We start from the raw sequence: 25337 nt of genomic DNA on the forward strand, positions 1-25337 counted from the left end.
ACCCCAGGGAGAGGTTCAGGACCCGGGGAACACGGGAAACGGGCGCGTATCGGACATAGGGATCGCCTTCGGGATCGGCGCAGTTCTACCGATCACAGGTGCAGAAGCATCCGGCTGTTGCCCAAGGTGTTCGGCTTCACTCGTTCGAGACCCAGGAACTCGGCGACACCCTCGTCATAGGAACGCAGCAGCTCACTGTAGACATCCGTGTCGACCGGCGTCTCGCCGATCTCCACGAACCCGTGCTTGGCGAAGAAGTCGACTTCGAAGGTCAGGCAGAAAACCCGGCGGACCCCGAGCCAGCGCGCGGTCTGCAACAGCTTGTCGAGAACCTGGTGACCCACTCCGGTGCCCTTGACCCGGTGATCGACGGCGAGAGTTCGCACTTCGGCAAGGTCTTCCCACATCACGTGGAGTGCGCCGCATCCGACCACCCGGGCGTCCTGGTCGCGTTCCGCGACCCAGAACTCCTGGATGTCCTCGTAAAGGGTGACCGTCGCTTTGTCCAGGAGGATGCCGTCGGTCACGTAGCCGTCGAGCAGCCGGCGCACCGCGCCCACATCGCTGGTCCTGGCACGGCGGACGGTGATGGCGGGCTTTTCGACCGCCGAGTCGGTTTCACCTTCGGATTCCGGCTCGTTTTGCGTCAGGTCTGCAGACATGTCCCGACGCTATCGCCCGCCGTCCTCCGCCGTGCCATCGGCCGGGTCTTCGGCGGGGACTTCAGTGGCGGGTTCGGCGGGGACTTCAGGGGTGGGGCCGGCGGGGAGTTCGGCGCCGGTCCCGGCGGGGGCTTCCGCCGGGTCTCCGGCCGGTTCCCGGGACGTGCCGTCGTCCGTACCGCCCGCGGTGCCGCCCGCCGGGCCCACGGGCGGCGCCGGTTCCTCCGCCGCGCCGACCGCACCAGGAGAAACGATCCGTACGGCGTCCCTGAGGGCCTCCCGCTGCTCGGCGGACATCATTCCGAAGAAGGCGACGAGGGCCGCGGCGGGGTTGTCGCTCCGCGACCAGGCGTCGTTCATCAGTGCGGCCGAGTAGGCGGCGCGTGTGGAGACGGCCGTATATCGATAAGCCCGGCCGTCGACTTCCCTGCGGACCCAGCCCTTCTGGTGAAGGTTGTCCATAACCGTCATGACGGTCGTGTAAGCGATCGAGCGTTCGCGCTGAAGGTCTTCCAGGACTTCTCGCACGGTGACGGGGCGGTTCCATTGCCAGACGCGCGTCATCACGGCGTCTTCCAGCTCTCCCAATTGACGGGGCACACGGCCACCTTAATGCGAGATGTCCGAAATGCGTAGTTATTTTTCCAGGGAGACCCGATCCCGGGAGAACAGGGAGAGAACCCTGAGAACCCGGAGAACCCCGAAGGACACAGAAAAGGCGCACGGCTCGATGCGAGTCGTGCGCTCTTGGAGTGCGCCAGGTTGTGTACGTGATACGGGGGGCGCGAATTACGTACCGCACGCCGGTCGACCGGACCGATAACCGTCCGCACGGTCGGTTGTACACACGGAAGACACGCACGACTCGCGACTCGGGGGATACGCGCGGACCGGGCATACCCGCACCCGGAGAAGCGGGCGCGAAGACGGGCACACAAACGCCGACGCACGGATGAATCACGGTCGGGCACCGGGCGGGTCGCCGGATACCGTCGCGGGGAACGGCCACCCGCGAAGACCGCATACGAACGCCGCGTGCGGGCACTGCTCGTCGGCCCCGTATACGGCCACCGCATACGACCACCGCATACGGCCACCGGGTGCGCGCGCCGGTTACCCCGGAGCCCCGGGGACGAGGTGAAACCGACGGACGAAACCGGCGGACGAAACCGACGGGCGAAACCAGCCGGCGAAACCGGCCGGTGTGCCCGGGGTAATGGGCCGCTCAGGCGCTTTCGGCGGCCGGGGTCTGGCGGGCGGCCTCGGCGCGGGCGAGGGCGGCGTCCACGGCCGCGTCCTCCTTGGCCTTGTTCGGCCCACCCTGGCTTTTCACGATCGTCATCACGAGGCGGATGAAGAATGCGGCCATCACGACAGGCGGAATGAGCGCCTTCACGTAGTCCATGCCGTCCAGAGTAGCGAGCGCGGTGCGGCGGCCCGCAGCGCCCCTCCCGGTGGGTCGGGGCCGGACCGCCGTAAGGGCTGCCCCGTGATCCGTGGTGGATCGCACCCACCGGGGATGACGGAACAGCCCTTACCTACGGGAACGCGCCGGGCGGTCAGCCGGCGGCGCGGTGCTCCTCCGGCGGCGGCACCGGGCGGCGGCGCGGCGGGAAGACCTCGGACGGCTTGGGCATCGGGCGGTCGCCCGGCGTCGGCGGCCGGGACGGCGCGGCCGGGCTCGCGGGGCGCTGGGGCTCGGCCGCCGCGCGGCCGCCCGGCAGGGCGAGCAGCCGGCTGCGGGGGCCCGGCGCGGTGAGGGCGGCGCTGCGGCCCGCCAGCCGGGCCCGCACCGAGCGTTCGGCGAGCACCTGGCAGCGTTCCAGGAGCGCCGCCGCGACCGGTCGGCCGCGCAGCGCCCGCAGGGCGGCGAGGTCGTCCGCCTTGGGGTCGTAGCCGGCGGCCAGGGCGTCCTGGAGGAGCTCCAGGTAGCCGGTGACGGAGCCGGGGAGGGCGGCGCGGTAGCGGGCGAGGTCGGCGAGCAGGAACGCGCGGAGCCGGCCCGCCTCGCCGACCGCATCGTCCACCGCTCCCGCGAGCCGCAGGCAGTCCTGGACATCCTCGTCGGGCAAGGGCATGGGGTGGAGGGCAACGGCGAGAGCGCGTCGGAGTACCCGCAGCTCGTCCGCACCGAACGCCATGCCGCCTCGTGAACCGTAGGGCGTGGGCATGGCGCGACAGTACGTGCTAAAGGGACAAAATCCTCTTAACTGGTCACCTGTGGCGCGGCGCGCTGCGGTGCCGCCGTTCCGGTGCCGGGAGGCGTCGTCGCAGGTGCGCCGGGGTGCGCGCCTGCGACGACCGCGCACGGCTACATCCGCGAGACGTTGCGCTCGTAGACCAGGCGGAGCCCGATGAGGGTCAGCCAGGGCTCGTGCTCGTCGATGACGGAGGCCTCGCCCAACACCATTGGCGCAAGGCCACCGGTCGCGATGACGGTCACGTCGTCCGGGTCGTCCGCCAGCTCGCGCTTCATCCGCGCGACGACGCCGTCGACCTGGCCCGCGAAGCCGTAGACGATGCCCGCCTGCATGGCCTCGACGGTGTTCTTGCCGATGACGCTGCGCGGGCGGGCCAGCTCGATCTTGCGGAGCTGGGCGCCCTTCACACCGAGCGCCTCGACGGAGATCTCGATGCCCGGGGCGATGACACCGCCGGTGTACTCGCCGCGCGCGGAGACCGCGTCGAAGGTGGTGGCGGTGCCGAAGTCGACGACGATCGCCGGGCCCCCGTACAGCTCGACCGCCGCGACCGCGTTGATGATGCGGTCGGCGCCGACCTCCTTGGGGTTGTCCATGAGGATCGGTACGCCGGTCTTGATGCCGGGCTCCACGAGGACGGCGGGCACGTCGCCGTAGTAGCGGCGGGTCACCTCGCGCAGCTCGTGCAGGACGGAGGGGACCGTGGAGCAGATCGCGATGCCCTCGATGCCGTCGCCCAGCTCGACGCCGAGCAGCGGGTGCATGCCCATCAGCCCCTGGAGGAGCACGGCCAGCTCGTCGGCGGTGCGCCGGGAGTCGGTCGAGATCCGCCAGTGCTCGACGATCTCCTCGCCGTCGAAGAGCCCGAGGACGGTGTGGGTGTTGCCGACGTCGATGGTGAGGAGCATCAGGCGTGGGCCTCACCGGTGGCGGCCTCGCGGAAGTCCAGGCCGATGTCGAGGATGGGCGAGGAGTGGGTGAGCGCGCCGACCGCGAGGTAGTCGACGCCCGCGTCGGCGTAGGCGCGGGCGGTGTCCAGGGTGAGGCGCCCGGAGGACTCCAGCACGGCGCGCCCGGCGACGAGCGCGACGGCCTCCTCGGTCTCGCCCGGGGTGAAGTTGTCCAGCAGGATCAGGTCGGCGCCGGCCTCCAGCACCTCGCGGACCTGCTGGAGGGTGTCGACCTCCACCTCGATGGCCAGCTCGGGGAACTCCTCGCGGACCCGCTTGAACGCCTCGGCGACACCGCCGGCCGCGATCACGTGGTTGTCCTTGACCAGGGCCGCGTCCGAGAGCGACATCCGGTGGTTGACGCCGCCGCCGCAGCGGACCGCGTACTTCTCCAGCGCGCGCAGCCCCGGGGTGGTCTTGCGGGTGTCGCGGACCTGGGCCTTCGAGCCCTCCAGGACGTCCGCCCACTTGCGGGTGGCGGTGGCGATGCCGGAGAGGCGGCAGAGCAGGTTGAGCGCGCCGCGCTCGCCGGTGAGCAGGTCGCGGGTGCGGGTGGTGACCGTCAGCAGCTTCTGTCCGGCGGTGACGCGCTCGCCGTCCTCGACGTGGCGCTCGACCTCGAAGTCGTCGGTGCAGACGATGGAGAGCACGGCCTCGGCGACGCGCAGACCGGCGACGACGCCGTCCTCGCGGGCGGTGAAGTCACCGGTGGCGACGGCGTCCTCGGGGACGGTCGCGACGGTGGTGACGTCGACCCCGCCGTCCAGGTCCTCCTCGATGGCGACGTGCGCGACGTCCTCCACCTGGACGGGGTCGAGTCCGGCCTCGGCCAGCAGCTCGGCGAGCGCGGGGTCGAGGCCGCACTCCAGGGCGTCGGGGTCGTACTCGTCGGAGGCGCAGCCGCAGTCGTCGCCGCAGCCGCCCGCGGACGGTGCGGGGGCCCCGATGTGGATCAGCGGAACGTCCACCGGTGTCGGGCGGTTCTCTTCGGGCGTGCTCACGGTTGCGGCTCCTCGGGGGCGTCGGGCGGTGCGGTGCGGTGGTGCAGTGCGGTGCGGTGGTGCTGGGGCGGTGGTGCTGTGTGGTGCGGGGGCGGTGGTGCTGTGTGGTGCGGCGGTCGGTTACGGGCGTACGGGGTCGAAGTCGGCGCCCTCCGTACGGCGCACGGCGAGCGTCCGGTCCTCGCCGACGCGCACGACGAGGTGGGCGCGCCAGTTCTCGTCGTCGCGGTCGGGGTGGTCCTCGCGCCAGTGGCAGCCCCGGGTCTCCGCGCGCGCGGACGCGGCGGCGACCAGGACCCGGGCGACCAGCAGGAGGTTGGTGGTCTCCCACGCCTCCACGCCCGGTACGGCTGCCTTCCCGTCGGGCGCGCCGGCGCCCGCGGCACCGTCGTGCAGCGCCTCCAGCTCCCGGGCGGCGGCGGCCAGGCTCTCGGCGGAGCGGAGCACCCCGGCGCCGCGGGTCATGATCCGCTGGATCGTCGTACGGGTCCCGGGGTCGAGCAGCGCGGCGCGCGGGCCGCCCTCGGGCCGGACCGCCTCGGTGCGGGCGGGGCGGCGCTCGGCGATGTCGGCGGCGATCCGCTCGGCGAAGACGAGCCCCTCCAGGAGGGAGTTGGAGGCGAGGCGGTTGGCGCCGTGCACCCCGGTGCAGGCGGTCTCCCCGCAGGCGTACAGGCCGGGCACGGTGGTGCGTCCGTGCAGGTCGGTACGGACGCCGCCGGAGGCGTAGTGCGCGGCGGGCGCGACCGGGATCGGCTCGGTGACCGGGTCGATGCCGTGCTCGCGGCAGGCGGCCAGGATCGTGGGAAAGCGGCGCTCCCACATCTCGGCGCCGAAGTGCCGGGCGTCGAGGTACATGTGCTGGGTGCCGTGCAGCTGCATCTGGCGGGTGATGGCCTTGGCGACGATGTCGCGGGGGGCGAGCTCCGCCAGCTCGTGCTGCCCGGTCATGAAGCGCGTACCGGAGGCGTCGACGAGGTACGCGCCCTCGCCGCGTACCGCCTCCGAGACCAGCGGCTGCTGGCCCTCGGAGTCGGCGCCCAGGAAGAGGACGGTGGGGTGGAACTGGACGAACTCCAGGTCCGAGATCTCCGCTCCGGCCCGCAGCGCGAGCGCCACGCCGTCGCCGGTGGAGACCGGCGGGTTGGTGGTGGCGGAGAAGACCTGGCCCATGCCGCCGGTGGCGAGCACCACCGAGGGGGCGCGGACCGCGCCGACCCCGTCGTGCTGGCCCTCGCCCATGACGTGCAGGCTGACACCGGCCGTACGGCCTTCGGCGTCGGTGAGCAGGTCCAGGACCAGGGCGTTCTCGATGGTGTGCAGGGCACGGGTGCGTACCGCCTCCACCAGGGCGCGGGAGACCTCCGCGCCGGTGGCGTCGCCGCCCGCGTGCACGATCCGGTTCCGGTGGTGGCCGCCCTCGCGGGTGAGGGCGATGTCGCCGCTCTCGTCGGTGTCGAAGAGCGCCCCGGTGTCGATGAGCCGGCGCACCGCGCCGGGGCCCTCGGTGACCAGGGTGCGGACGGCCGGCTCGTCGCAGAGGCCCACGCCGGCGACCAGGGTGTCGCCGAGGTGCTGCTCGGGGGTGTCGCCCTCGCCGAGCGCGGCGGCGATGCCGCCCTGGGCCCAGCGGGTGGAGCCGTCGTCCAGGCGGGCCTTGGTGACGACGACGGTGTCGAGTCCGGCGGCGACGCAGCGCAGGGCGGTGGTGAGCCCGGCCACGCCGGAGCCGATGACCACGACGTCGGCGTCGATGGTCCAGCCGGGTTCGGGGGCGGTCAGCCGTATTCCGGTCACGAGAGGGCTCCCAGGTCGAGGGGGATGTTGTCGATCAGACGGGTGGCGCCGACCCGGGCGGCGACGGCGAGGACGGCTTCGCCGCCGTCCCGGTCGTCGGGGACCTCGGTGAAGTCGGCCGGGTCCACCAGGGCGAGGTAGTCGAGTACCAGCGGCTCGGCGGCCTGGGCGGCGTCCTCCAGGACGGTGCGCGCGGCGGCCCGGACGGCCTCGGCCGTGCTGCCGTGCGGTGCGAGCGCCACGGCCTGGGCGTCGGCGGCGAGGCGGGACTCGCCGAGCGCGTTGAGCCCGGCGACCCGGTCGGTGCCGGTTCCCGCAGGACCGGAGCCGCTTCCCTCCCGTCCCGGGCCGCCGGTGGCCAGGGCGCGCTCGCGCAGCGCCTGCTGGGCGGCGAGCCGGTCGCGGGCGGCGAAGAGGGCGGCCGACAGGGCGAGGGCGGTACGCCGCTCGGCCGGCGACAGGAAACGGTTGCGGCTGGAGAGCGCGAGGCCGTCCGGGTCCCGGACGGTGGGTACGGCGGTGATCCCGATGCCGAAGTTGAGGTCGCGGACCATCCGGCGGACCAGCGCGAGCTGCTGGGCGTCCTTCTGCCCGAAGAGCGCCTCGTCCGGGCGGGTCAGGTGGAGGAGCTTGGCGACGACGGTGAGCATCCCGTCGAAGTGCCCGGGGCGCGAGGCACCTTCGAGGCGCTCGCCCATCGGTCCGGCGGTGATCCGGACCTGCGGGTCGCCGCCCGGGTACACCTCCTCGACGGAGGGGGCGAAGACCACGTCCGCGCCGGCCGCCGAGGCCACCGCGAGGTCGGCGTCCAGGGTGCGCGGGTAGCGGTCCAGGTCGGCGGCCTCGCCGAACTGGAGCGGGTTCACGAAGACGGTGACCACGACCTGACCGCCCGGTCCCGCCGCCTCGCGGGCGGCCCGGATCAGGGTGCCGTGGCCGTCGTGCAGCGCGCCCATCGTCATGACGGCCACGCGGCGCGCGCCCGCCGGGCGCTCCAGCGCCTCCAGCGCCTCGGCGGTGTGCAGCAGGACGGCGGTGCCCGCCGGGGTGGGTGTGGCGGTCATCGGGGTTCCCCCGGCTCTTCGTCGTCGTCGGGTGCGGAGCCGGCCGGGCGGCCGGCTCCGCGCGTGCCGTCCGCGAGGACGCCGAGCAGGTCCTCGGCGGACTCCGGCTTGAGCAGACCGTGCGCGAGGGCCCGGTCGGCGGTGGCGCGGGCCATCGCGAGGTACCCCGCGACCATCTGCGGGGCGTGCGCGCGCAACTCGCCGACGTGCGCGGCGACCGTGCCCGCGTCGCCGCGCGCCACCGGGCCGGTGAGGGCCGCGTCGCCGGAGCGCAGGGCGTTGTCGAGCGCGGCGCCGAGGAGCGGGCCGAGCATCCGGTCGGGGGCCGAGACCCCCGCCTTGGCCAGCAGCTCCATCGCCTCGGCGACCAGGGTGACCAGGTGGTTCGCGCCGAGGGCGAGGGCCGCGTGGTAGAGCGGGCGGGCCTCCTCCTCGATCCACTCGGGCTCGCCGCCCATCTCGATGACGAGGGCCTCGGCGGCGAGCCGCAGCTCCTCGGGCGCGGTGATCCCGAAGGAGCAGCCGGCCAGGCGCTGGACGTCCACGGGCGTGCCGGTGAACGTCATCGCGGGGTGGAGGGCGAGCGGCAGGGCCCCGGCGCGCAGCGCGGGGTCCAGCACCCGGGTGCCGTACCGCCCCGAGGTGTGGACCAGGAGCTGGCCGGGCCGGACGGCGCCGGTGTCGGCGAGCCCCTGGACCAGGCCGGGCAGGGCGTCGTCGGGGACGGTGAGCAGCACCAGGTCGGCGCGGGCGAGGACCTCGGCGGGCGTCACCAGCGGCACCTCCGGCAGCAGGGCGGCGGCCCGGCGGCGGGAGGCGTCGGAGACACCGGAGACGGCGACCGGGCGGTGCCCGGCGAGTTGCAGCGAGGCGGCCAGGGCGGGGCCGACGCGGCCCGCGCCGACGACGCCCACGGTGAGGCGGGCGGGGCGGTCCCTGGCGTCGAGAGGATCTCTCGGGTCTCGCGGGGATGTCGTGTTCACGCGGCTACGGCCTTCCGTTCCAGTCCGCGGGGGGTACCGGACGATTCCTCTGCATGCTACGCCAGCGCACCGCCCCGGTTCCGCTCTGTCCACAGCCTGTGGGTAACTTCTCGTCACCCTCCCCGGCGCCCGGCGACCCCCGCGCCGGCACCCCGCGCCGGGGCTCCCGCGACCGCCCGCGAAACCCCCGGGTGGGCGGCCCGGACCGGGCGGGCGATGATCGTCGCATGGCAGCAACGGACGAAGAGAAGATGCGGCAGCGCCGGCTGGCCGCATGGAAGGCCTCGCACCGCATCCTGGCGCGCACCTCCTCCGACGGCACGCTCGGCGACCAGCTGGCCGCCCTCGCGGCGGGCGCCGGAGCGGTGTACGACACGGACGAACCGGCCGACATCTACGGCGACGGGGTCGTCGCCGAGGTCGAGAAGCGGGTGGCCGGGCTGCTGGGCATGGAGGCGGCGGCGTTCTTCCCGACCGGCACGATGGCCCAGCAGGTCGCGCTGCGGTGCTGGGCGGCGCGTACCGGCAACGCCACCGTCGCCCTGCACCCGCTCGCCCACCCCGAGGTGCACGAGCGGGGGGCGCTCGGCGCGGTGAGCGGGCTGCGGACGGTGTACCCGACGACCGCGCCCCGGCTGCCCACCGCCGAGGAGGTCGCCGACTTCGCGGAGCCGTTCGGCACCCTGATGCTGGAGCTGCCGCTGCGGGACGCCGGTTTCGTACTCCCGGCCTGGGAGGAGCTGACCGAGGTCGTGGCGGCGGCCCGGGAGCGGGACGCGGTGGTGCACCTGGACGGGGCCCGGCTCTGGGAGTGCACCCCGCACTTCGGGCGCGGGCTGCCGGAGATCGCGGGCCTCGCCGACAGCGTCTACGTCTCCTTCTACAAGTCGCTCGGCGGCATGTCCGGTGCGGCCCTGGCCGGCCCCCGGACGCTGATCGAGGAGGCCCGCACCTGGCGGCACCGCTACGGCGGACAGCTCTTCCAGCAGTACCCGGCCGCGCTCGCCGCCCTCATCGGCCTGGAGAACGAGCTGCCCCGGCTGCCCGAGTACGTGGCCCATGCCAAGGTGGTCGCCGCCGCGCTGGCTGAGGCGTTCGAGGAGTCGGCGGTGCCGTGGTTCCGGCTGCGCCCCGAGCCCCCGCACACCCACCAGTTCCACCTCTGGCTGCCGTACTCCACCGAGGTGCTGGACGAGGCCTCGGTGCGCCAGGCCGAGGAGACCGGCACGACCCTCTTCCGCCGCTGGTCCGCGGGCGCCCAGCTGCCGCCCGGGGTCGCGTACACCGAGGTCACCGTGAACGCGCCGGGGCTGGAGTGGACGGCCGAGGACGTACGGGACGCGGTGCGCGCGTTCGTCGCCCGCCTGGGCTGAGCCCGCGCCCCCCGGGGACCGGAACGCTCACCATGAGCCCGCGCCCCCCGACGCCGGAGCGCTCACCACCGGGCGCCTCACCACCCCGGCCAGGCCCCGGCCCGCCTGCGGGCTTCCGCCTCGCGGCGGGCCCGGAGCCGGCGGCGGAGGTCGCGCAGGACCTCCCGGTCGTGGGTGCCGGGCAGGGGCGGCGGGCGTTCGCCGCTCCGGGTCGCGCGCCAGGTGTCGTACATCTGCTGCTGTATCGCGTCCATACGTTCAGCCTGCGCGGCCCCGCCCCGCACCGCGCGCCGATTGACGTACCCCGTCAAGCGATGTGCGCGGGGAGGCGGGCACCCCGCACCATGGTCCGGTGAGCGTGACCATCGACATCGCCGGGCTGCCCGCCGACCGCATCGTTTTCGAGACCTCCCCGCTGGCCGAGCTGGGGATGGCGCTGCACGCGCTCTCGGAGCCGGGGCACCACCCCGGGCTGCACGGCTGGGTCACCGCGACCGCCGCCGCGCTCCCGCCGGACCTGGCGGACCGGCTGCACGAGGCGGAGTTCCTCTGGCGGAACACCTTCTCCGACATCTTCGTGCCGTTCGCCGGTCTCCCGGGCGGCAGCGGCCGGGCCGGGGCGACCCTCGCCGAGGACCTGGACACCCTGGACCGGCTGAGTGAGGAGCAGTTCGTCTCGGCCGCCCTGGAGTTCACCTCCTGCACCTTCTACGGCACGGGCACCGCGTCCCCGCTGAAGAACGCGGCGGCGGCCGGGCGGGCACGCGAGATGGCCGCCGCGCGCGGCCCGCGCCAGACCGACTTCACCGAACGGCTGCTGGCCGACCCTGGCTCGGTACGCGCCTGGCTCAGGCGGCTCTTCGAGGACTGCGAGGAGGCGTTCTTCGCCGACACCTGGAACCGCGCGCGCATCCCGCTGGTGGCCGACGCCCGGCACAAGACGGAGGTGCTCCGCCGCAAGGGCCTCGGCGAGGCGGTCGGCGCGGTCTCGGCGGCACTCTCGCTGAGCGAGGACGGCGACCGGATCGTGGTCGACAAGCTGAACGCGGCCCGGACCACCGCGACCGGCCCCGGGGTCGAGCCCGGCATCACCCTCGTCCCCACCGGTTTCGGCTGGCCGCACCTGATGATCGGACACGCCCCGGCGTGGCGGCCGGTGATCCTCTACCCGGTGCACCGGCCGGAGCTGCCCTCGCCCGCCTCGGTGGAACTCGTCCGGCTGCGCCTGGAGGCGCTGGCCCACCCCCAGCGGCTGCGGCTCTGCCGGAACCTGGCCCGCTCCCCGCACACCACCGGCGAGCTGGCCGACGCGCACGGCATCACCTCCCCCGAGGTCTCCCGGCACCTGTCGGTGCTGAAGAAGGCGGGCCTGGTCACCACGCGCCGGCGCGGCCGGTACGTCCTGCACCAGCTGGACCTGACGGTCGTCGCCCGGCTCGGCAGCGACTTCCTGGAGGGCGTGCTGCGGTAGGAACCGGGTCAGCGCGCGCCGCCCGCGCGGACCAGCCCCGACTCGTAGGCCATGACGACGACCTGGACCCGGTCGCGCAGCCCGAGCTTGGTGAGGATGCGGCCGACGTGCGTCTTCACCGTGGCCTCCGAGAGCACCAGCCGGCCGGCGATCTCGCCGTTCGACAGCCCCTGGGCGACCAGCAGCATCACCTCGCGCTCCCGCTCGGTGAGCCGCTCCACGCGCTTGTCGCCGGGGCTGGAGGTGGCGCTCGGCAGCAACGGGGAGAACCGGTCGAGGAGCCGCCGGGTGGTGGACGGCGCGACGACGGCGTCCCCGCTGTGCACCGAGCGGATCGCGTTCAGCAGCTCCCCGGGCGGCACGTCCTTGAGCATGAAGCCGCTGGCCCCTGCCTTGAGCCCGGTGAAGGCGTACTCGTCCAGGTCGAAGGTGGTCAGGATCAGCACCTTCGGCGGATTCTCCTGCCCGCAGATGCGCCGGGTGGCCTCCACCCCGTCCAGCCTCGGCATGCGGACGTCCATGAGGACGACGTCCACGGCGGTGGCGCGGAGCACCTCGATCGCCTCGGCGCCGTCGCCCGCCTCGGCGACCACCTCCATGTCCGGCTGGGCCGCGAGCACCATGCGGAAGCCGGTGCGCAGCAGCGCCTGGTCGTCGACGAGCATCACGCGGATGGCTGCCATGGGTCGGGGGTCCTGTCTCGTGGAGTGTGGAGTGGGGGTCACGTGCCCGGTTTCAGCGGGAGCAGCGCGCTGATCCGGAAGCCGCCGCCGGGGCGCGGCCCCGCGTCGAGGGTGCCGCCGACCATGCCGACCCGTTCCCGCATGCCGATCATGCCGTGGCCGGCGCCGTCCGCTCCGCCGTCCTCGTACAGCTCGTGCGGGGCGCCGCGTCCGTCGTCCTCCACGAGCAGCCCGAGGCCGTCGTCGAAGTAGACCAGCCGCACACTGGCCCCGGCGCCGGGGCCGCCGTGCTTGCGGGTGTTGGTGAGCGCCTCCTGCACGATGCGGTACGCGGTCAGCTCGACGCCGCTGGGCAGGGAGCGCGGGGTGCCCTCGACGGTGAAGTCGACGGCGAGGCCGGCCTTGCGGACCTGTTCGACGAGTTCGTCGATCTGCTCGACGTCGGGCTGGGGGACGTACTCGCCGCTGGTCTCGGTGTCCCCGGTGCGCAGCACCCCGAGCAGCCGGCGCATCTCGGCGAGGGCCTGGCGGCCGGTGGTGGAGATGGTCTCCAGGGCCTGGCGGGCCTGGTCGGGTGCCGCGTCCATGACATAGGCGGCGCCGTCGGCCTGGACCACCATCACCGAGACGTTGTGGGCGACGACGTCGTGGAGCTCGCGGGCGATCCTGGCGCGCTCGGCGGCGACGGCGACCTTGGACTGGGCCTCGCGCTCGCGCTCCAGCCGGGCGGCCCGCTCCTCCAGTGCCCGGAAGTACGCCCGCCGGGTCCGCAGCGAGTCGCCGAGCACCCAGGCGAGTACGAACGGCACGGTCAGCACGACCACCACGAAGACCTGCTGGACCCAGCCGCCCTCCTGCTCCGGCCAGCGCGCCTGCGAGATCCCGGCGGCGCCCAGGCCGCAGGCGAGCGCCAGCCGGGACGCCCAGCGCTCCCCGGACGCGGCGACGGTGTAGATGATCACCAGCAGGGCGAAGTCGGCGATGCCCGTCTCGACACCGAGCGCCACCTGGGCGATCCCGATCCCGAGGGCGAGCAGCAGCATCCGCTCGGGCATCCGGCGGCGCAGTGCCACCACGGCGCAGAGCCCGAGGATGACCGGCACCGAGCAGACCCGCTCCCGCAGCCCCGCCGGGGGTTCGGCCACGTAGGCCACCCCGGAGAGCCCGAGCAGGACGACGGCCCAGAAGCAGTCGACGCCCGTCGGGTGTCTGCGGAGGAAGTCGTAGAGGCGCTGCACCTTGCCAGCGTAGGGAAGGGCGCGGGTACCCGGGTCAACCGGAGGGCCGATCCGGTACGGCGGCCCGTACTCCCCAAGGTGGAGAGGTCCGGGAGCGCGATGCCGGAGACTTGCCCCGTGACGGAAGAATGGCTCGGATGGGGTGCGGCGGCGCAGGCCGCGCTGTACGGCGACGGCGGGTTCTACCGGAGGCCGGAGGGCCCGGCCGGGCACTTCCGTACCTCGGTGCACGCCTCCCCGCTCTTCGCCTCGGCGGTGGCCCGGCTGCTCGCGGAGACCGCCGCCGAGCTGGGTACGGACACCGTCGGCCTGGTGGACATGGGCGCGGGGCGCGGGGAACTGGCCGCCGGGGTGCTGGCCGCCGCTCCGGCGGGGCTGCGGATCACCGCGTACGCCGTGGAGCTCGCGGACCGTCCGCCGCGCCTGGATCACCGGATCGAGTGGTGCGCGCGACTGCCGCAGGGTGTCACCGGGCTGCTCTTCGCCAACGAGTGGCTGGACAACGTGCCGCTCGACGTCGTGGAGGCCGACGCGGACGGCACCGCCCGGTACGTCCTGGTCCGGGCCTCCGACGGAGCGGAGCGGCTGGGCGATCCGGTGTCCGGCGCGGACGCGCGGTGGCTGGAGCGCTGGTGGACACCGGCCGCCCCCGGCGACCGGGCCGAGATCGGACTGCCCCGCGACCTGGCGTGGGCCGAGGCGGTCGGCTCGCTGGCGGCGGGGCGCGCGGTGGCCGTGGACTACGCGCACGTACGGGGTGCCCGGCCGCCGTTCGGCACCCTGACCGGGTTCCGGGCCGGCCGCGAGGTGGATCCGGTGCCGGACGGCTCCTGCGACCTCACCGCCCATGTCGCCCTCGACGCCTGCGCCGCCGCCGGGGCGCCCCCCGGCGGCCCGGCGCCCGAACTCCTCGACCAGCGCACCGCCCTGGGCCGCCTCGGCGTCTCCGGCGGCCGGCCGCCGCTGGCGCTGGCCTCCACCGACCCCGCCGGGTACGTCAGGGCGCTCGCGGCGGCGGGCGAGGCGGCCGAACTCACCGCGCGCGGCGGGCTCGGCGACTTCGGCTGGCTGGTGCAGCGGGTGGGGTGAGCGGCGCCCCCGTGCGTACGGGGACGGCTGCCCGCACGCACGGGTTGCCGCGCAAGGAATACTGGGCCGCATGACGGAGACGACGGTCGGCATCGGTGGCGCGGCGGAGAGCACCGACATGGTGCTCAACATCGGTCCGCAGCACCCCTCCACGCACGGTGTGCTCCGGCTGCGGCTGGTCCTGGACGGCGAGCGCATCCTGAGCGCCGAGCCGGTCATCGGCTACATGCACCGGGGCGCCGAGAAGCTCTTCGAGGCCCGCGACTACCGGCAGATCGTGATGCTCGCCAACCGCCACGACTGGCTGTCGGCGTTCTCCAACGAACTCGGTGTCGTGATGGCCGTCGAGCGGATGCTCGGAATGGAGGTCCCCGAGCGGGCGGTCTGGACGCGGACCCTGCTGGCGGAGCTGAACCGGGTCCTCAACCACCTGATGTTCCTCGGCTCGTACCCGCTCGAACTCGGCGGCATCACGCCGATGTTCTACGCGTTCCGGGAGCGCGAGGAGCTCCAGGCCGTGATGGAGGAGGTCTCCGGCGGCCGGATGCACTACATGTTCAACCGGGTCGGCGGCCTCAAGGAGGACCTCCCGGCGGGCTGGCTCGGCCGGGCCCGGGACGCGGTGGCCTCCGTACGCTCGCGGATGGACGTGTACGAGGACCTGGTGCTCGGCAACGAGATCTTCCGGGGCCGCACCCGTGACGTTGGGGTGCTGACCTCCGAAGCGGTGCACGCGTACGGGGTGTCCGGGCCGATCGCCCGCGCCTCCGGCGTCGACTTCGACCTGCGGCGCGACGACCCGTACCTCGCGTACGGGGAGCTGGCGGACGTACTGAAGGTCGTCACCCGGACCGAGGGCGACTGCCTGGCCCGCTTCGAGTGCCTGCTGGAGCAGACGGTCAACGCGCTGGACCTCGCGGACGCCTGCCTGGACCGGATGGACGAGCTGGCGCCCGGGCCGATCAACCAGCGGCTGCCCAAGGTGCTCAAGGCCCCCGAGGGCCACACCTACGCCTGGACCGAGAACCCGCTCGGCATCAACGGCTACTACCTCGTCTCCAAGGGTGAGAAGACGCCGTACCGGCTGAAGCTCCGTTCCGCTTCGTTCAACAACATCCAGGCGCTGACGGAGTTGCTGCCGGGCACGCTGGTCGCCGACATGGTCGCGATCCTCGGCTCGCTCTTCTTCGTCGTCGGCGACATCGACAAGTAGCCCCCGCAAAGCCCCGGGGGGCTGCCCCGTCAGGAAGCCGCGCCCCGGAGGCCGGAGGTGCCGGGGCGGTCCCGGGCGTCCGGCTGCGCGAGGTCGATGACCTTGCCCACGGCACGCGGGTCACCGGCGTGGCTGCGGTGCACGGCCAGCGCCTCCTCCCCGACCACGTCCGCGAGGTCCTCCTCCTGCACGGGCCGGGACTCCTGCACGGGCCGGGCCTCCTGCCGCTGCCCCGCCGCCGGACCCGTACCGGCCGCCGTATCCGTGCCGGCCGCCGGGCCCGCGCCCCCGGGCTGGGTGCCGAAGAAGTCGAACCCGCCCTGCGGCACCTGCGCCCGGCGCGGCGCGGAATGCGGTACGAGGGCCGAGGCCGCGGGGACCGTACGGGCCACCCGGGCCGGCACCTGAGCCGCACCGGCCGCCCGGGGCGCGGGCAGCGCGGGCTGCGCACCGGGCTGCTGCGGGAAGCCGGGCTGCTGCTGGAGGCCGGGCTGCTGCGGTGCGCGCGGGGCCAGGGGGGTGAGGTCCGCCGGGTGCGCGCCGTTGCCGCTGGTGCCGTTGGCCCGATGGTCGGTGAGGTGACCGCCGTACGCGGCATGGTCGCCGGCCGCCCGGTCGCCGTACCCGCCGGCCGCCCGGTCGCCGTACTCCCCGGCCGCCGCGTGACGGCCCCTCGGGCCGTCCGCCTCCGCGGCGGACTCCCGGGCGCGCTCGGCGAGATCCCGCTGCCGGGCCAGCTCGGCGGTCCGGCGGGCCTCCTGGAGCGCGGCGTTGCGGGGCAGGTCGCGCAGGGCACGGGCGGCCGCGAGGTACGCGGACGGGGTGGGCGTGGAACGGGCGGGCGGCAGCGCGATCGGAGTGGCCGCCGCCTCGATGGCGAGCTGCCTGCGGCCCTCCAGCGCGCTGGCCCGCTCGGTCTCGGCGGTGGCGTACCGGCGCAGCAGCCCGGCGTGCTCCCCGCGCAGTCCGGCGAGTTCCATCCGCTTGGAGCGCAGTTTGGTCTCCAGCCGGGTGCGCAGCTCGCGCGCCTCCTCCAGCTCCTGCTCCAGCTCCGCCGCCCGCTCCTCGGCGCGCCATTCGGCACCGGCCTGGGCGCGCTGGAGCTCCGCGACACGGAATCCGGCGGCCTGGTCCCAGGTACGCATCAGATACGCGCCGACGAGACCGGTGGCGGCGGCGGCCGTCGCGAGCAGGCGCAGCGGGAGCGTGTCCAGGGGCGCCCACGCACCTGCGGCCAGTGCGACCGACACTCCGGCCACCGCGGAGGGCGGCAGCAACTTGTGCAGGGGTGGCGAATGGCGATGGCGTCCACGGGGCATGGCTGGAATTTACCGCGTGCGATGGGCGTACGGGAGTCCGCCCGGCTATTTGTTCCCCTGCGGTTACCTGACACCGCGTCGAACAACGCCGGGCGCCTCATTGCTCCCGCTTTCCGGCGGCCGGAGATCCCGTCAGGAAATCTCCGGCCGCCGGGCGGTCACCCGGATACCGCCGCCGGATACCGGCCGCCGATACCGGCCCCGATACCGGCCCACGTAAACGGGCCGCCCGATACCGGCGAGCGCCGATACCCGTGAGCCGATACCGGGGGGACGGACCGTCAGCCGATCAGCTTCTTCGAGGTCAGATACTCCTTGGCCACATCCGCCGGCTTGGCGCGCTCCGCGTCGACCTTGCGGTTGAGTTCCGCGAGGTCCTCCGTGGTCAGAACCCCGGTGACCTTGGCCAGCAGTTCGGCGACCTCCGGCGAACCGGCGTCCTTGGCATTCACCACGGGAAGGAGGTTGTCGGCGTTCTGGAGGTGCTTGTCGTCCTCCAGGAAGACGAGGTCGTACGCGTCCAGGACGGCGTCCGTGGTGGTGCTGAGCACCAGCTGGTCCACCCCGTCCTTCACCGCCTGCTTGGACTGCGGAGTACCGACGCCCTTGGGGTCGATACCGGCCACGTCAATGCCGTAGGTGGCCTTCAGCCCCGGGGCGCAGAAGGGCCGTACCGCGCACTCGTCGCCGGCCGCGATCTTCACTTTGATCTTCGACTTACCAAGATCGGAAAGGGTCGTCAGCTTGTTCTTGGCGGCGAATTCCTTGGTCACCGCGAACGCATTCTGGTCGACCGCCTCTCCGGCCGGAAGGACCTTCAGGCCGAGCGGGGTCGCCAGCTTCTCCAGCGCGGCAACGGTGGCCGCCACGTCTCCGGAGGCCACCGGGGTCTTCTCCGCCTCCTTCGCGCCGTTCACCTTGGCGTTGAGGAATTCCGCCAGGGTCGCCGCGTATTCGGGGATGACGTCGATCTCGCCCTTCTCCAGGGAGGGTTCGTACAGCTCCCGGTTCTCCACCGTGGTGATGGAGGTCTTCCAGCCTCCGTCGGCGAGGATCTGGGAGTAGAGCTCGGCGAGCACCTTGGACTCGGTGAAGGCCGCCGAACCGATGACGAGCGTGCCCTTCCCGGCCTCCGCCGGCGCGGAGGAGGCGGCGTCCTTGCCGCCGTCCTTCTCCAGGCTGTCGCCCCCGCAGGCAGCGAGCGACCCGGCCAGCGCGATCGTCCCGATGACCGCACCCGCTATGCGCGAGGTTCTGCTCATGTTCCTTCTCCGTCCACGGCTGTTGAGAATCCTGAGGCTGTTGAAGCTTTGGAGCTGTTGAAGCTGTTGGAACTGTTGAAGCCGTCGGCCCTGTCGTAGCTGTCGGCTCTGTCGAAGCTGTCGCGTGCGGCGCCGTTCACGCCCGGCGCCCCCGCCGCCGCAGCGGCGACAGCAGCCGGTCGAGCGCCAGCAGTACGCCCTCCACGGCCAGGGCCAGCAGGGCGACCAGGACCGCCCCCGCGAACACCTGGGCGGTGTCGTACCGGTTGAACCCGGCGGTGATGACACGGCCGAGCCCGCCGAGCCCGGCCATCGCCGCGATCGAGGCGGTGGCCACCACCTGCACGGCGGCGGACCGCAGGCCGGACATGATCATGGGCTGGGCGAGCGGCAGTTCCACCCGGAGGAAGACCTGCGTCCCGGACATCCCCATGCCCCGGGCGGCCTCCACCACCGCGCGGTCCACCCCGGTCATGCCGACGTACGTGTTGGTGAGCAGCGGCGGTACCGCGAACAGCACCAGGGCGATCACGGTCGGCAGATAGCCGGAGTTGCGCAGCGGCGTGAGCATGAAGAGGGCGAGCACCGCGAAGACGGGCACCGCCCGGCCCACGTTGGAGATGTTGATGGCGAGCGCGCCGCCCCGGCCGAGGTGGCCGAGCCGGAGCCCGAGCGGCAGCGCGAGCGCGCAGGCCACCAGGAGGGCGAGCCCGCTGACGTAGAGATGCTCGGCGAGGCGGTGCGCCGCCCCGTCGGGCCCCGACCAGTTGGAGCCCGTGACCAGCCAGGTCCAGGCGTCCGCGACCACTCCCACGGCTCAGCCCACTTCCCTAGTCGCGGCCTTCGCCGTCGGCGCCTTCTTCGTCGCACGTACCGTCACCGTCGCGGGCGCGCCCGCCCGTACCCGGGTCCACGGGGTCAGCCACCGCTGCACCCCGAGCAGCAGCAGGTCCGCCGCGACGGCGAGCAGCACGCAGAGCACCGAGGCGGCCAGCACCTGGGCCTTGAAGAGGCTGGGCAGGGCGTCCCGGATGAGGTTGCCGAGTCCGCCCTTGCCGACGAGCGAGCCGACCGTGGTGAGCGCCACGGTGGATACCGAGGCGATCCGCAGACCGGCCATCAGCGCGGGGAGCGCGAGCGGGATTTCGACCTCCCAGAGCAGCCGTACGGGCCCGTACCCCATGCCTCGGGCGGCCTCCTTGACCTCTTCGGGCACCGCTTCGAGTCCGGCCAGGATGTTCCGTACGAGGATGGTGAGCGAGTACAGCACCAGTCCGGTGACCACCAGCGCGGCGGACAGCCCGAACACGGGCAGCAGCAGGGAGAACATCGCCAGCGACGGCACGGTGTAGATCACCGTGGTCAGTCCGAGGACCGGTCCCGCGAAGTGCCGTCCCCGGCGGGCGAGAAGGGCCAGCGGGAACGCGATCACCAGCCCGATCGCCACCGACACGGCGGTGATCCAGACGTGCTGGACGGTCGCGTCCGTGAGCTCCTGGCTGCGGGAGCGCAGGTACTCGCCGCAGATCCAGTCGTTCGTCACCAGGCAGTTCGCCGCAGCCATCCGCCCCCACCTCCCCATCCCCCGTGCCGGCCCGATTCCGGGGTACGGGCCTGTCCCGGGCCTTCCGGCGGCGGGCACGGCGGCGAGCCTATCCTCGTCCACGGACCCGCACGGAGGCCGTCCCGTTCCAGCAACACGCCCGTCACAAAGGGCGCGCCACAAGGGGGAATCATGATCCGGTTCGAGAACGTCACCAAGCGGTACGCCGATGGCACGACCGCCGTCGACTCGCTCTCCTTCGAGGTGGCCGAGGGCGAACTCGTCACGCTCGTCGGCCCGTCAGGATGCGGCAAGACGACCACCATGAAGATGGTGAACCGGCTGATCGAGCCGACCGAGGGGCGCGTGCTCCTCGACGGCGAGGACATATCCGCCGTCGACCCCGTCGAGCTCCGGCGCCGTATCGGCTATGTGATCCAGCAAGTGGGCCTCTTCCCGCACAGAACGGTCCTGGAGAACACCGCCACCGTTCCCCATCTCCTCGGGTGGAAACGCGCCAGGGCCCGGGAGCGTGCCGCCGAACTCCTCGACCTGGTCGGCCTCGACCCGTCCGTGCACGGCGACCGCTACCCCGACCAGCTCTCCGGCGGGCAGCGCCAACGCGTGGGCGTGGCACGGGCGCTGGCCGCCGATCCGCCGGTCCTGCTGATGGACGAGCCGTTCGGCGCGGTCGACCCGGTGGTCCGCGAACATCTCCAGAACGAGTTTCTGGGACTCCAGGAGCGGGTCCGCAAGACCATCCTCTTCGTCACCCACGACATCGAGGAGGCGGTACGACTCGGCGACCGGATCGCCGTCTACGGGCAGGGCCGCATCGAGCAGTTCGACTCCCCCGCCCGGGTGCTCGGCGCCCCCGCGACCCCGTACGTCGCGGACTTCGTCGGCGCCGACCGCGGCCTGAAGCGGCTCTCGGTCACCCCCGTGGCGGAGGCCGACCTCGACCGGCCCCCGGTCGCCCGCCCCGGTGAACCGCTCCGGGACGCCACCGCCCGGATCGCCGGGGACGGCGCCCGGTGGGCGGTGGTCCTGGACGACCAGGACCGCCCGCTGGGCTGGCTGCCCGCCGGGACCGGGACCCCGCCCCTCGGCGAGGACGCCACCGTCCGCGACGGGCTGCGTCCCCTGGACGCCCGCCTCCCGCTCGGCGCCCCGCTCCGCCGCGCCCTCGCCACGATGCTCCAGCACGACGCGGGGTGGATCGCCGTCGTGGACGACGAGGAGTCCGGCCGCTACCTCGGCACCCTCACCCCCGACCGGCTGCACGCCGCCCTGCGCCGCTCGATCGGCGCCGACGCCGCGAAGGCGGCACCGGGGACGGAAACGGGGACGGGCTGACGGGGACGGGGACGGGGACGGGCCGACGGCCGGGGCTGACCAGGCGCGCGGCCCCTGCGCGTACGCCCGCGGCCCCAGGCGTACGCGCCCCGGTACCACCACGCTCTACGCTGGACGTATGAGTAGCTTGCGCGGACGGGGCACGGTCGAGGGCCTGCCGGAGTGGGACCGCTGTGCGGTCATGGGTGTCGTCAACGTGACCCCCGACTCCTTCTCCGACGGAGGCCGGTGGTTCGACACCACGGCCGCGATCAAGCGCGGGCTGGCCCTGATGGCCGACGGCGCGGACCTGATCGACGTCGGCGGCGAGTCGACCCGGCCCGGGGCGAGCCGGGTCGACGAGGACGAGGAGCTGCGCCGGGTGGTGCCCGTCGTACGCGGGCTGGTCGCCGAGGGCGCCGTCGTCTCCGTGGACACCATGCGGGCCCGCGTCGCCGAGCAGGCGGTCGTGGCCGGCGGCGTACTGGTCAACGACGTCAGCGGCGGTCTCGCCGACCCGGACATGGTCCGGGTGGTCGCCGAGACCGGGGCGCCGTTCGTGGTGATGCACTGGCGCGGGTTCAGCGAGTCCATGAACGCCCGCGCGGTCTACACGGACGTGGTGGGCGAGGTCGTCGCCGAGCTGCGCGAGCGCATGGACGCCGTGGTCGCGGGCGGGGTCGCACCCGAGCGCATCGTGATCGACCCGGGCCTCGGCTTCGCCAAGGACACCGCGCAGGACCTGGCGCTCGTCGCGCACCTGGACGCGCTGCGCGCCCTCGGCCGCCCGCTGCTGGTGGCCGCGTCCCGGAAGCGGTTCCTCGGGCGGACCCTGGCCGGTCCGGACGGCACCCCGCCGCCGGCCCGGGAGCGCGACGCGGCGACCGCCGCGATCTCGACGATCTCGGCGCAGGCGGGCGCCTGGGCGGTCCGGGTCCACGAGGTCCGGGCCAGCGCCGACGCCGTACGCGTGTGCCGTGCCGTCGAAGGAGCCGTGTGACCACGCCGCCCGCGGGCTCCGGCGGGGACGACACCCCCGGCATCCCCGACGCGGCCACCGACGTCGCCGCCGTGGAACAGGCGAACACCGACTTCTACGAGGCGATGGAGAGCGGCGACTACGAACGCCTCGCCGGCCTCTGGCTGCCCGGCGAGGACCTCACGGTCTCCTGCGTCCACCCCGGCTGGCCGGTGCTCCGGGGCCGCGGTGACGTGCTGCGCAGCTACGCGCTCATCATGGCGAACACCGAGTACATCCAGTTCATCCTGACCGACGTGGACGTCGCCATGACCGGGGACACCGCCCTGGTCAACTGCACGGAGAACATCCTCAGCGGCGGCCCCGCCGAGGGCGACGACACGGTCGGCCCGCTGGTCGGGCAGCTCGTCGTCGCGACCAACGTGTTCCGGCGCACCCCGGACGGCTGGAAGCTCTGGTCGCACCACGGGTCACCGGTCCTGACCGAGTCCGACGAGGAGCCGGAGCGGGAGTCCCCGGCCTGAACGGGCCGCGCGCGGAGGGTTGAGCCCCCGGAACAGCGGGTACACGCGGACACCAGCGCCCCGCGCACGGCGCGCGCCTCTCGCGGGGCGCGTGCCGGACGCACCCGACGCCCCGCTCTGTCGGTGCTCGCGGGTAGATTCGGAAGAAGGCGTCTTCGCCGGGGCGCGGTGCCGGTATGCCGGGGCGCGCGGGCCCGGCGCCCTCCGAAAGGAAGGTTCCCGCGCCTCGTGGACCAACAACAGCAGGAGTGATTCGCGTGGATCGTGTCGCGCTGCGCGGCCTCAAGGCCCGTGGACACCATGGTGTCTTCCCCCGGGAACGCGAAGAAGGCCAGGTCTTCATCGTGGACCTGGCCCTGAGCCTGGACACCCGGGCCGCCGCGGCCGCCGACGATCTCTCGCGGACCGTGCACTACGGCATCGTCGCGGAAGAGGTCGTCGCCATCGTCGAGGGCGAGCCGGTCGACCTGATCGAGACCCTCGCCGAACGCATCGCCCAGCAGTGCCTCAAGCACGAGGGAGTCCACGAGGTCGAGGTGGTGGTCCACAAGCCGGACGCCCCGATCACGGTCCCCTTCGACGACGTGACCATCACCATCATCCGGAGCCGAGCATGACAGCATTTTCCGCCCGCGGGCAGAGCGATCCCACTGTCCAGCCGGTGCCGGCCTCGGTCGTCCAGCAGGTGGACGACGCCGACATCACCCTCTCCAACCCGAAGCGGGCCGTGATCTCGCTCGGCTCCAACCTGGGCAACCGCCTGGAGACCCTCCAGGGCGCCATCGACGCCCTGGAGGACACCCCCGGCGTCCGGGTCAAAGCGGTCTCCCCGGTGTACGAGACGGAGCCCTGGGGCGTCGAGCCCGGCTCCCAGCCCTCGTACTTCAACGCGGTGGTCGTGGTGAAGACGACGCTGCCGCCGTCCTCGCTGCTGGAGCGCGGCCACGCCATCGAGGAGGCCTTCGACCGGGTCCGCGAGGAGCGCTGGGGTCCCCGCACCATCGACGTCGACATCGTCGCGTACGCCGACGTGGTCTCCGACGACCCGCACCTCACGCTGCCGCACCCCCGGGCCGGCGAGCGGGCCTTCGTCCTCGCGCCCTGGCACGACGTGGACCCCGAGGCGCAGCTGCCGGGCGCCGGTCCGGTCGCCGAGCTGCTGGCCGGAATCGGACGGGACGGCGTGCTGCCCCGGGCCGACCTGGAACTCCGTCTGCCCGAGTAGTCGTTAGGCTCTGAGGGCTGTCCCCGGTCCGCCCGGACCACGGACGGCACTGGGCAGACATGTGCAGACATGTACGGACGGACCCCGCGGACACCTCGTGGGTGGACCGCGGACGGACCGCGGGCGGCGAAGGGCGGCTTGATCGGTGAGGCAACTACGGCTCCGCGTGCTGGCCGGACTCTTCGTCGGCGCGGGCGTGCTGTCCTGGGCCGGTGCGCGCCTCTGGAACGCCCTCGGCACCCTGCCGAGCGTCCCGCTGGCCGCCCCGATCGTGCTCGCGGCCATCGCCGCCGTCCTGCTGGCGACGGCCCTCTCGCTCCGGTCCCGGCTGCGCGCCCAGCGCGAACGCCGTCCCGGGGCCAAGGGCGTCGAGCCGCTGATGGCCGCGCGGGCCCTCGTCTTCGGCCAGGCCAGCGCCCTGGTGGCCGCACTGGTCGCCGGGGTGTACGGCGGCATCGGCGTGTTCCTGCTGAGCTATCTGGACCTGCCGCCCCGCCGCGACCAGGCGATCTACTCGGGCGCCGCCGTGGTGGCGTCGTTCGCCGTCATCGCCGCGGCCCTCTTCCTGGAGCACGTCTGCAAGCTCCCCGAGGACCACGACGACGACAAGAGCGTGGCCGCGGCCTGAAGCCCCGGCCACGCCCCGGCACCGCACGCCCTCAGCGCCGCACGCCTCAGCGCCGTACGCCCCGGCACCGTACGCCTCAGCGCCGCACGCGCACGCCTCAGCGGGCCATGATGAGGCTCATCGCCTCGGCCCGCGTCGCGGGGTCGCGGAGCTGTCCGCGCACCGCCGAGGTGATCGTCTTCGCCCCGGGCTTGCGGATCCCGCGCATCGACATGCACATGTGCTCGCACTCGATGACGACGATGACGCCGCGCGGCTCCAGGATCTCCATCAGGGACTCGGCGATCTGCGTGGTGAGCCGCTCCTGCACCTGCGGCCTGCGGGCGTAGACGTCCACCAGCCGGGCCAGCTTGGAGAGCCCGGTGATCTTCCCCGAGGTCGCGGGGATGTACCCGACGTGCGCGACCCCCCGGAACGGCACCAGGTGGTGCTCGCAGGTGGAGAAGACCTCGATGTCCTTCACCAGGACCATCTCGTCGTGCCCCAGGTCGAACGTGGTCGTCAGGACGTCCTCGGCCTCCTGGAAGAGCCCCGCGAAGATCTCCCGGTACGCCCGCGCGACGCGCGCCGGGGTCTCCCGCAGCCCCTCGCGGTCCGGGTCCTCGCCGACCGCGATCAGCAGCTCCCGTACGGCGGCCTCGGCCCGCTTCTCGTCGAACTCGCCGTACGGGCCGTTCGCGTACGCGCCGTCCAGCGTCACCGGGTCGGTCATCTGTGCCTCGTTCCTCTGCGCGCCGGCTGCGCGGTGCCTGCACGGCCCAACGAAAAGCCGCGCCCCCACAGGCTAAAACCTGGGG

General features: G+C 73.5%; 27 protein-coding genes. 10 read left to right on the forward strand and 17 right to left on the reverse strand.

What is annotated here, in order from left to right; genetic code table 11:
* Positions 1-92: 92 nt before the first annotated feature.
* From ACWCWD_RS31555 to ACWCWD_RS31595, 9 genes are all read right to left on the reverse strand, one after another.
* Positions 93-662 (reverse strand): amino-acid N-acetyltransferase, encoded by a 570-nt coding sequence (locus tag ACWCWD_RS31555; RefSeq protein WP_450778131.1) that lies wholly within the window; start codon positions 660-662, stop codon positions 93-95.
* A gap of 9 nt (positions 663-671) precedes the next feature.
* On the reverse strand, positions 672-1262 hold the full coding sequence (locus tag ACWCWD_RS31560) for a BlaI/MecI/CopY family transcriptional regulator (RefSeq protein WP_450778133.1): 591 nt from the start codon (positions 1260-1262) through the stop codon (positions 672-674).
* Between the two features lie 625 nt (positions 1263-1887).
* A complete protein-coding gene (locus ACWCWD_RS31565) occupies positions 1888-2067 on the reverse strand; it encodes a hypothetical protein (RefSeq protein ID WP_327177195.1) in 180 nt (59 codons plus the stop codon).
* 154 nt (positions 2068-2221) lie between these two features.
* Entirely contained in the window at positions 2222-2803 is a 582-nt protein-coding gene (locus tag ACWCWD_RS31570; RefSeq protein ID WP_450778228.1) for a hypothetical protein, read from the reverse strand.
* Between the two features lie 170 nt (positions 2804-2973).
* Positions 2974-3771, reverse strand: a complete 798-nt coding sequence (locus tag ACWCWD_RS31575) for a type III pantothenate kinase (RefSeq protein WP_450778135.1) — start codon at positions 3769-3771, stop codon at positions 2974-2976.
* The gene (gene nadC, locus ACWCWD_RS31580; protein ID WP_450778137.1) at positions 3771-4814 is read right to left on the reverse strand and encodes a carboxylating nicotinate-nucleotide diphosphorylase; all 1044 of its coding nucleotides are present in this window, start codon (positions 4812-4814) and stop codon (positions 3771-3773) included. Before nadC ends, ACWCWD_RS31575 begins: the two co-directional genes overlap by 1 nt.
* A gap of 120 nt (positions 4815-4934) precedes the next feature.
* On the reverse strand, positions 4935-6611 hold the full coding sequence (locus tag ACWCWD_RS31585; protein WP_450778139.1) for an L-aspartate oxidase: 1677 nt from the start codon (positions 6609-6611) through the stop codon (positions 4935-4937).
* Positions 6608-7675, reverse strand: a complete 1068-nt coding sequence (gene panC / locus ACWCWD_RS31590) for a pantoate--beta-alanine ligase (protein ID WP_450778141.1) — start codon at positions 7673-7675, stop codon at positions 6608-6610. Before panC ends, ACWCWD_RS31585 begins: the two co-directional genes overlap by 4 nt.
* Positions 7672-8658: a Rossmann-like and DUF2520 domain-containing protein gene (locus tag ACWCWD_RS31595; protein WP_450778143.1), complete on the reverse strand. Its 987-nt coding sequence runs from the start codon at positions 8656-8658 to the stop codon at positions 7672-7674. The genes panC and ACWCWD_RS31595 overlap by 4 nt, the downstream gene beginning before the upstream one ends.
* Before the next feature lie 227 nt (positions 8659-8885).
* Here ACWCWD_RS31595 and ACWCWD_RS31600 point away from each other — a divergent pair, with 227 nt between their 5' ends.
* Positions 8886-10031: a threonine aldolase family protein gene (locus ACWCWD_RS31600; RefSeq protein WP_450778145.1), complete on the forward strand. Its 1146-nt coding sequence runs from the start codon at positions 8886-8888 to the stop codon at positions 10029-10031.
* A gap of 77 nt (positions 10032-10108) precedes the next feature.
* On the opposite strand, the gene ACWCWD_RS31605 is transcribed toward ACWCWD_RS31600, so the two are convergent.
* Positions 10109-10285 (reverse strand): hypothetical protein, encoded by a 177-nt coding sequence (locus ACWCWD_RS31605; RefSeq protein ID WP_450778147.1) that lies wholly within the window; start codon positions 10283-10285, stop codon positions 10109-10111.
* 104 nt (positions 10286-10389) lie between these two features.
* On the opposite strand from ACWCWD_RS31605, the gene ACWCWD_RS31610 reads away from it, so the two are divergent.
* Positions 10390-11502 (forward strand): DUF5937 family protein, encoded by a 1113-nt coding sequence (locus ACWCWD_RS31610; RefSeq protein ID WP_450778230.1) that lies wholly within the window; start codon positions 10390-10392, stop codon positions 11500-11502.
* Between the two features lie 8 nt (positions 11503-11510).
* On the opposite strand, the gene ACWCWD_RS31615 is transcribed toward ACWCWD_RS31610, so the two are convergent.
* Positions 11511-12185, reverse strand: a complete 675-nt coding sequence (locus tag ACWCWD_RS31615) for a response regulator (RefSeq protein ID WP_450778149.1) — start codon at positions 12183-12185, stop codon at positions 11511-11513.
* A 38-nt stretch (positions 12186-12223) separates the two neighbouring features.
* The gene (locus ACWCWD_RS31620; RefSeq protein WP_450778151.1) at positions 12224-13423 is read right to left on the reverse strand and encodes a sensor histidine kinase; all 1200 of its coding nucleotides are present in this window, start codon (positions 13421-13423) and stop codon (positions 12224-12226) included.
* A 117-nt stretch (positions 13424-13540) separates the two neighbouring features.
* On the opposite strand from ACWCWD_RS31620, the gene ACWCWD_RS31625 reads away from it, so the two are divergent.
* Positions 13541-14512: an SAM-dependent methyltransferase gene (locus tag ACWCWD_RS31625; RefSeq protein WP_450778153.1), complete on the forward strand. Its 972-nt coding sequence runs from the start codon at positions 13541-13543 to the stop codon at positions 14510-14512.
* Positions 14513-14582: 70 nt separating this feature from the next.
* A complete protein-coding gene (locus tag ACWCWD_RS31630) occupies positions 14583-15725 on the forward strand; it encodes an NADH-quinone oxidoreductase subunit D (protein WP_450778155.1) in 1143 nt (380 codons plus the stop codon).
* Positions 15726-15754: 29 nt separating this feature from the next.
* Here the strand turns inward: ACWCWD_RS31630 and ACWCWD_RS31635 are convergent, their stop codons facing one another.
* The 4 genes from ACWCWD_RS31635 to ACWCWD_RS31650 all read right to left on the reverse strand — a co-directional run bounded on the left by ACWCWD_RS31635 (position 15755) and on the right by ACWCWD_RS31650 (position 19870).
* Positions 15755-17044, reverse strand: coding sequence for a hypothetical protein (locus ACWCWD_RS31635; RefSeq protein WP_450778157.1), 1290 nt, complete (start codon positions 17042-17044; stop codon positions 15755-15757).
* Between the two features lie 281 nt (positions 17045-17325).
* Complete coding sequence (locus ACWCWD_RS31640; protein WP_450778159.1) at positions 17326-18306, reverse strand: glycine betaine ABC transporter substrate-binding protein; 981 nt, start codon at positions 18304-18306, stop codon at positions 17326-17328.
* 136 nt (positions 18307-18442) lie between these two features.
* Positions 18443-19120, reverse strand: coding sequence for an ABC transporter permease (locus ACWCWD_RS31645; RefSeq protein WP_450778161.1), 678 nt, complete (start codon positions 19118-19120; stop codon positions 18443-18445).
* Positions 19121-19123: 3 nt separating this feature from the next.
* Positions 19124-19870, reverse strand: coding sequence for an ABC transporter permease (locus tag ACWCWD_RS31650; RefSeq protein ID WP_450778163.1), 747 nt, complete (start codon positions 19868-19870; stop codon positions 19124-19126).
* Between the two features lie 171 nt (positions 19871-20041).
* On the opposite strand from ACWCWD_RS31650, the gene ACWCWD_RS31655 reads away from it, so the two are divergent.
* From ACWCWD_RS31655 to ACWCWD_RS31680, 6 genes are all read left to right on the forward strand, one after another.
* Positions 20042-21205: an ABC transporter ATP-binding protein gene (locus ACWCWD_RS31655; protein WP_450778165.1), complete on the forward strand. Its 1164-nt coding sequence runs from the start codon at positions 20042-20044 to the stop codon at positions 21203-21205.
* Between the two features lie 118 nt (positions 21206-21323).
* Positions 21324-22184, forward strand: a complete 861-nt coding sequence (gene folP, locus ACWCWD_RS31660; RefSeq protein WP_450778167.1) for a dihydropteroate synthase — start codon at positions 21324-21326, stop codon at positions 22182-22184.
* Positions 22181-22687 (forward strand): nuclear transport factor 2 family protein, encoded by a 507-nt coding sequence (locus tag ACWCWD_RS31665; protein WP_450778169.1) that lies wholly within the window; start codon positions 22181-22183, stop codon positions 22685-22687. The genes folP and ACWCWD_RS31665 overlap by 4 nt, the downstream gene beginning before the upstream one ends.
* A 257-nt stretch (positions 22688-22944) precedes the next feature.
* Positions 22945-23304, forward strand: coding sequence for a dihydroneopterin aldolase (gene folB / locus ACWCWD_RS31670; RefSeq protein ID WP_450778171.1), 360 nt, complete (start codon positions 22945-22947; stop codon positions 23302-23304).
* Positions 23301-23912, forward strand: a complete 612-nt coding sequence (gene folK, locus ACWCWD_RS31675) for a 2-amino-4-hydroxy-6-hydroxymethyldihydropteridine diphosphokinase (RefSeq protein ID WP_327177175.1) — start codon at positions 23301-23303, stop codon at positions 23910-23912. The genes folB and folK overlap by 4 nt, the downstream gene beginning before the upstream one ends.
* A gap of 145 nt (positions 23913-24057) precedes the next feature.
* On the forward strand, positions 24058-24540 hold the full coding sequence (locus ACWCWD_RS31680) for a DUF3180 domain-containing protein (RefSeq protein ID WP_450778173.1): 483 nt from the start codon (positions 24058-24060) through the stop codon (positions 24538-24540).
* A gap of 97 nt (positions 24541-24637) precedes the next feature.
* Here ACWCWD_RS31680 and folE read toward each other — a convergent pair whose 3' ends face one another.
* Positions 24638-25252: a GTP cyclohydrolase I FolE gene (folE, locus tag ACWCWD_RS31685; protein ID WP_450778175.1), complete on the reverse strand. Its 615-nt coding sequence runs from the start codon at positions 25250-25252 to the stop codon at positions 24638-24640.
* Positions 25253-25337: the final 85 nt, after the last annotated feature.

It is taken from the genome of Streptomyces sp. NPDC001493, from assembly GCF_053597235.1.

What these genes read in the sequence shown, in the direction of transcription:
- ACWCWD_RS31655 (WP_450778165.1), top strand. Translation starts at nt 20,042, where the DNA reads ATGATCCGGTTCGAGAACGTCACCAAGCGGTACGCCGATGGCACGACC.
- ACWCWD_RS31640 (WP_450778159.1), bottom strand. Translation starts at nt 18,306, where the DNA reads ATGAGCAGAACCTCGCGCATAGCGGGTGCGGTCATCGGGACGATCGCG.
- ACWCWD_RS31615 (WP_450778149.1), bottom strand. Translation starts at nt 12,185, where the DNA reads ATGGCAGCCATCCGCGTGATGCTCGTCGACGACCAGGCGCTGCTGCGC.
- panC (WP_450778141.1), bottom strand. Translation starts at nt 7,675, where the DNA reads ATGACCGCCACACCCACCCCGGCGGGCACCGCCGTCCTGCTGCACACC.
- ACWCWD_RS31555 (WP_450778131.1), bottom strand. Translation starts at nt 662, where the DNA reads ATGTCTGCAGACCTGACGCAAAACGAGCCGGAATCCGAAGGTGAAACC.
- ACWCWD_RS31605 (WP_450778147.1), bottom strand. Translation starts at nt 10,285, where the DNA reads ATGGACGCGATACAGCAGCAGATGTACGACACCTGGCGCGCGACCCGG.
- ACWCWD_RS31650 (WP_450778163.1), bottom strand. Translation starts at nt 19,870, where the DNA reads ATGGCTGCGGCGAACTGCCTGGTGACGAACGACTGGATCTGCGGCGAG.
- ACWCWD_RS31630 (WP_450778155.1), top strand. Translation starts at nt 14,583, where the DNA reads ATGACGGAGACGACGGTCGGCATCGGTGGCGCGGCGGAGAGCACCGAC.
- folK (WP_327177175.1), top strand. Translation starts at nt 23,301, where the DNA reads ATGACAGCATTTTCCGCCCGCGGGCAGAGCGATCCCACTGTCCAGCCG.
- ACWCWD_RS31575 (WP_450778135.1), bottom strand. Translation starts at nt 3,771, where the DNA reads ATGCTCCTCACCATCGACGTCGGCAACACCCACACCGTCCTCGGGCTC.
- folP (WP_450778167.1), top strand. Translation starts at nt 21,324, where the DNA reads ATGAGTAGCTTGCGCGGACGGGGCACGGTCGAGGGCCTGCCGGAGTGG.
- ACWCWD_RS31570 (WP_450778228.1), bottom strand. Translation starts at nt 2,803, where the DNA reads ATGGCGTTCGGTGCGGACGAGCTGCGGGTACTCCGACGCGCTCTCGCC.
- ACWCWD_RS31565 (WP_327177195.1), bottom strand. Translation starts at nt 2,067, where the DNA reads ATGGACTACGTGAAGGCGCTCATTCCGCCTGTCGTGATGGCCGCATTC.
- folE (WP_450778175.1), bottom strand. Translation starts at nt 25,252, where the DNA reads ATGACCGACCCGGTGACGCTGGACGGCGCGTACGCGAACGGCCCGTAC.
- ACWCWD_RS31600 (WP_450778145.1), top strand. Translation starts at nt 8,886, where the DNA reads ATGGCAGCAACGGACGAAGAGAAGATGCGGCAGCGCCGGCTGGCCGCA.
- ACWCWD_RS31635 (WP_450778157.1), bottom strand. Translation starts at nt 17,044, where the DNA reads ATGCCCCGTGGACGCCATCGCCATTCGCCACCCCTGCACAAGTTGCTG.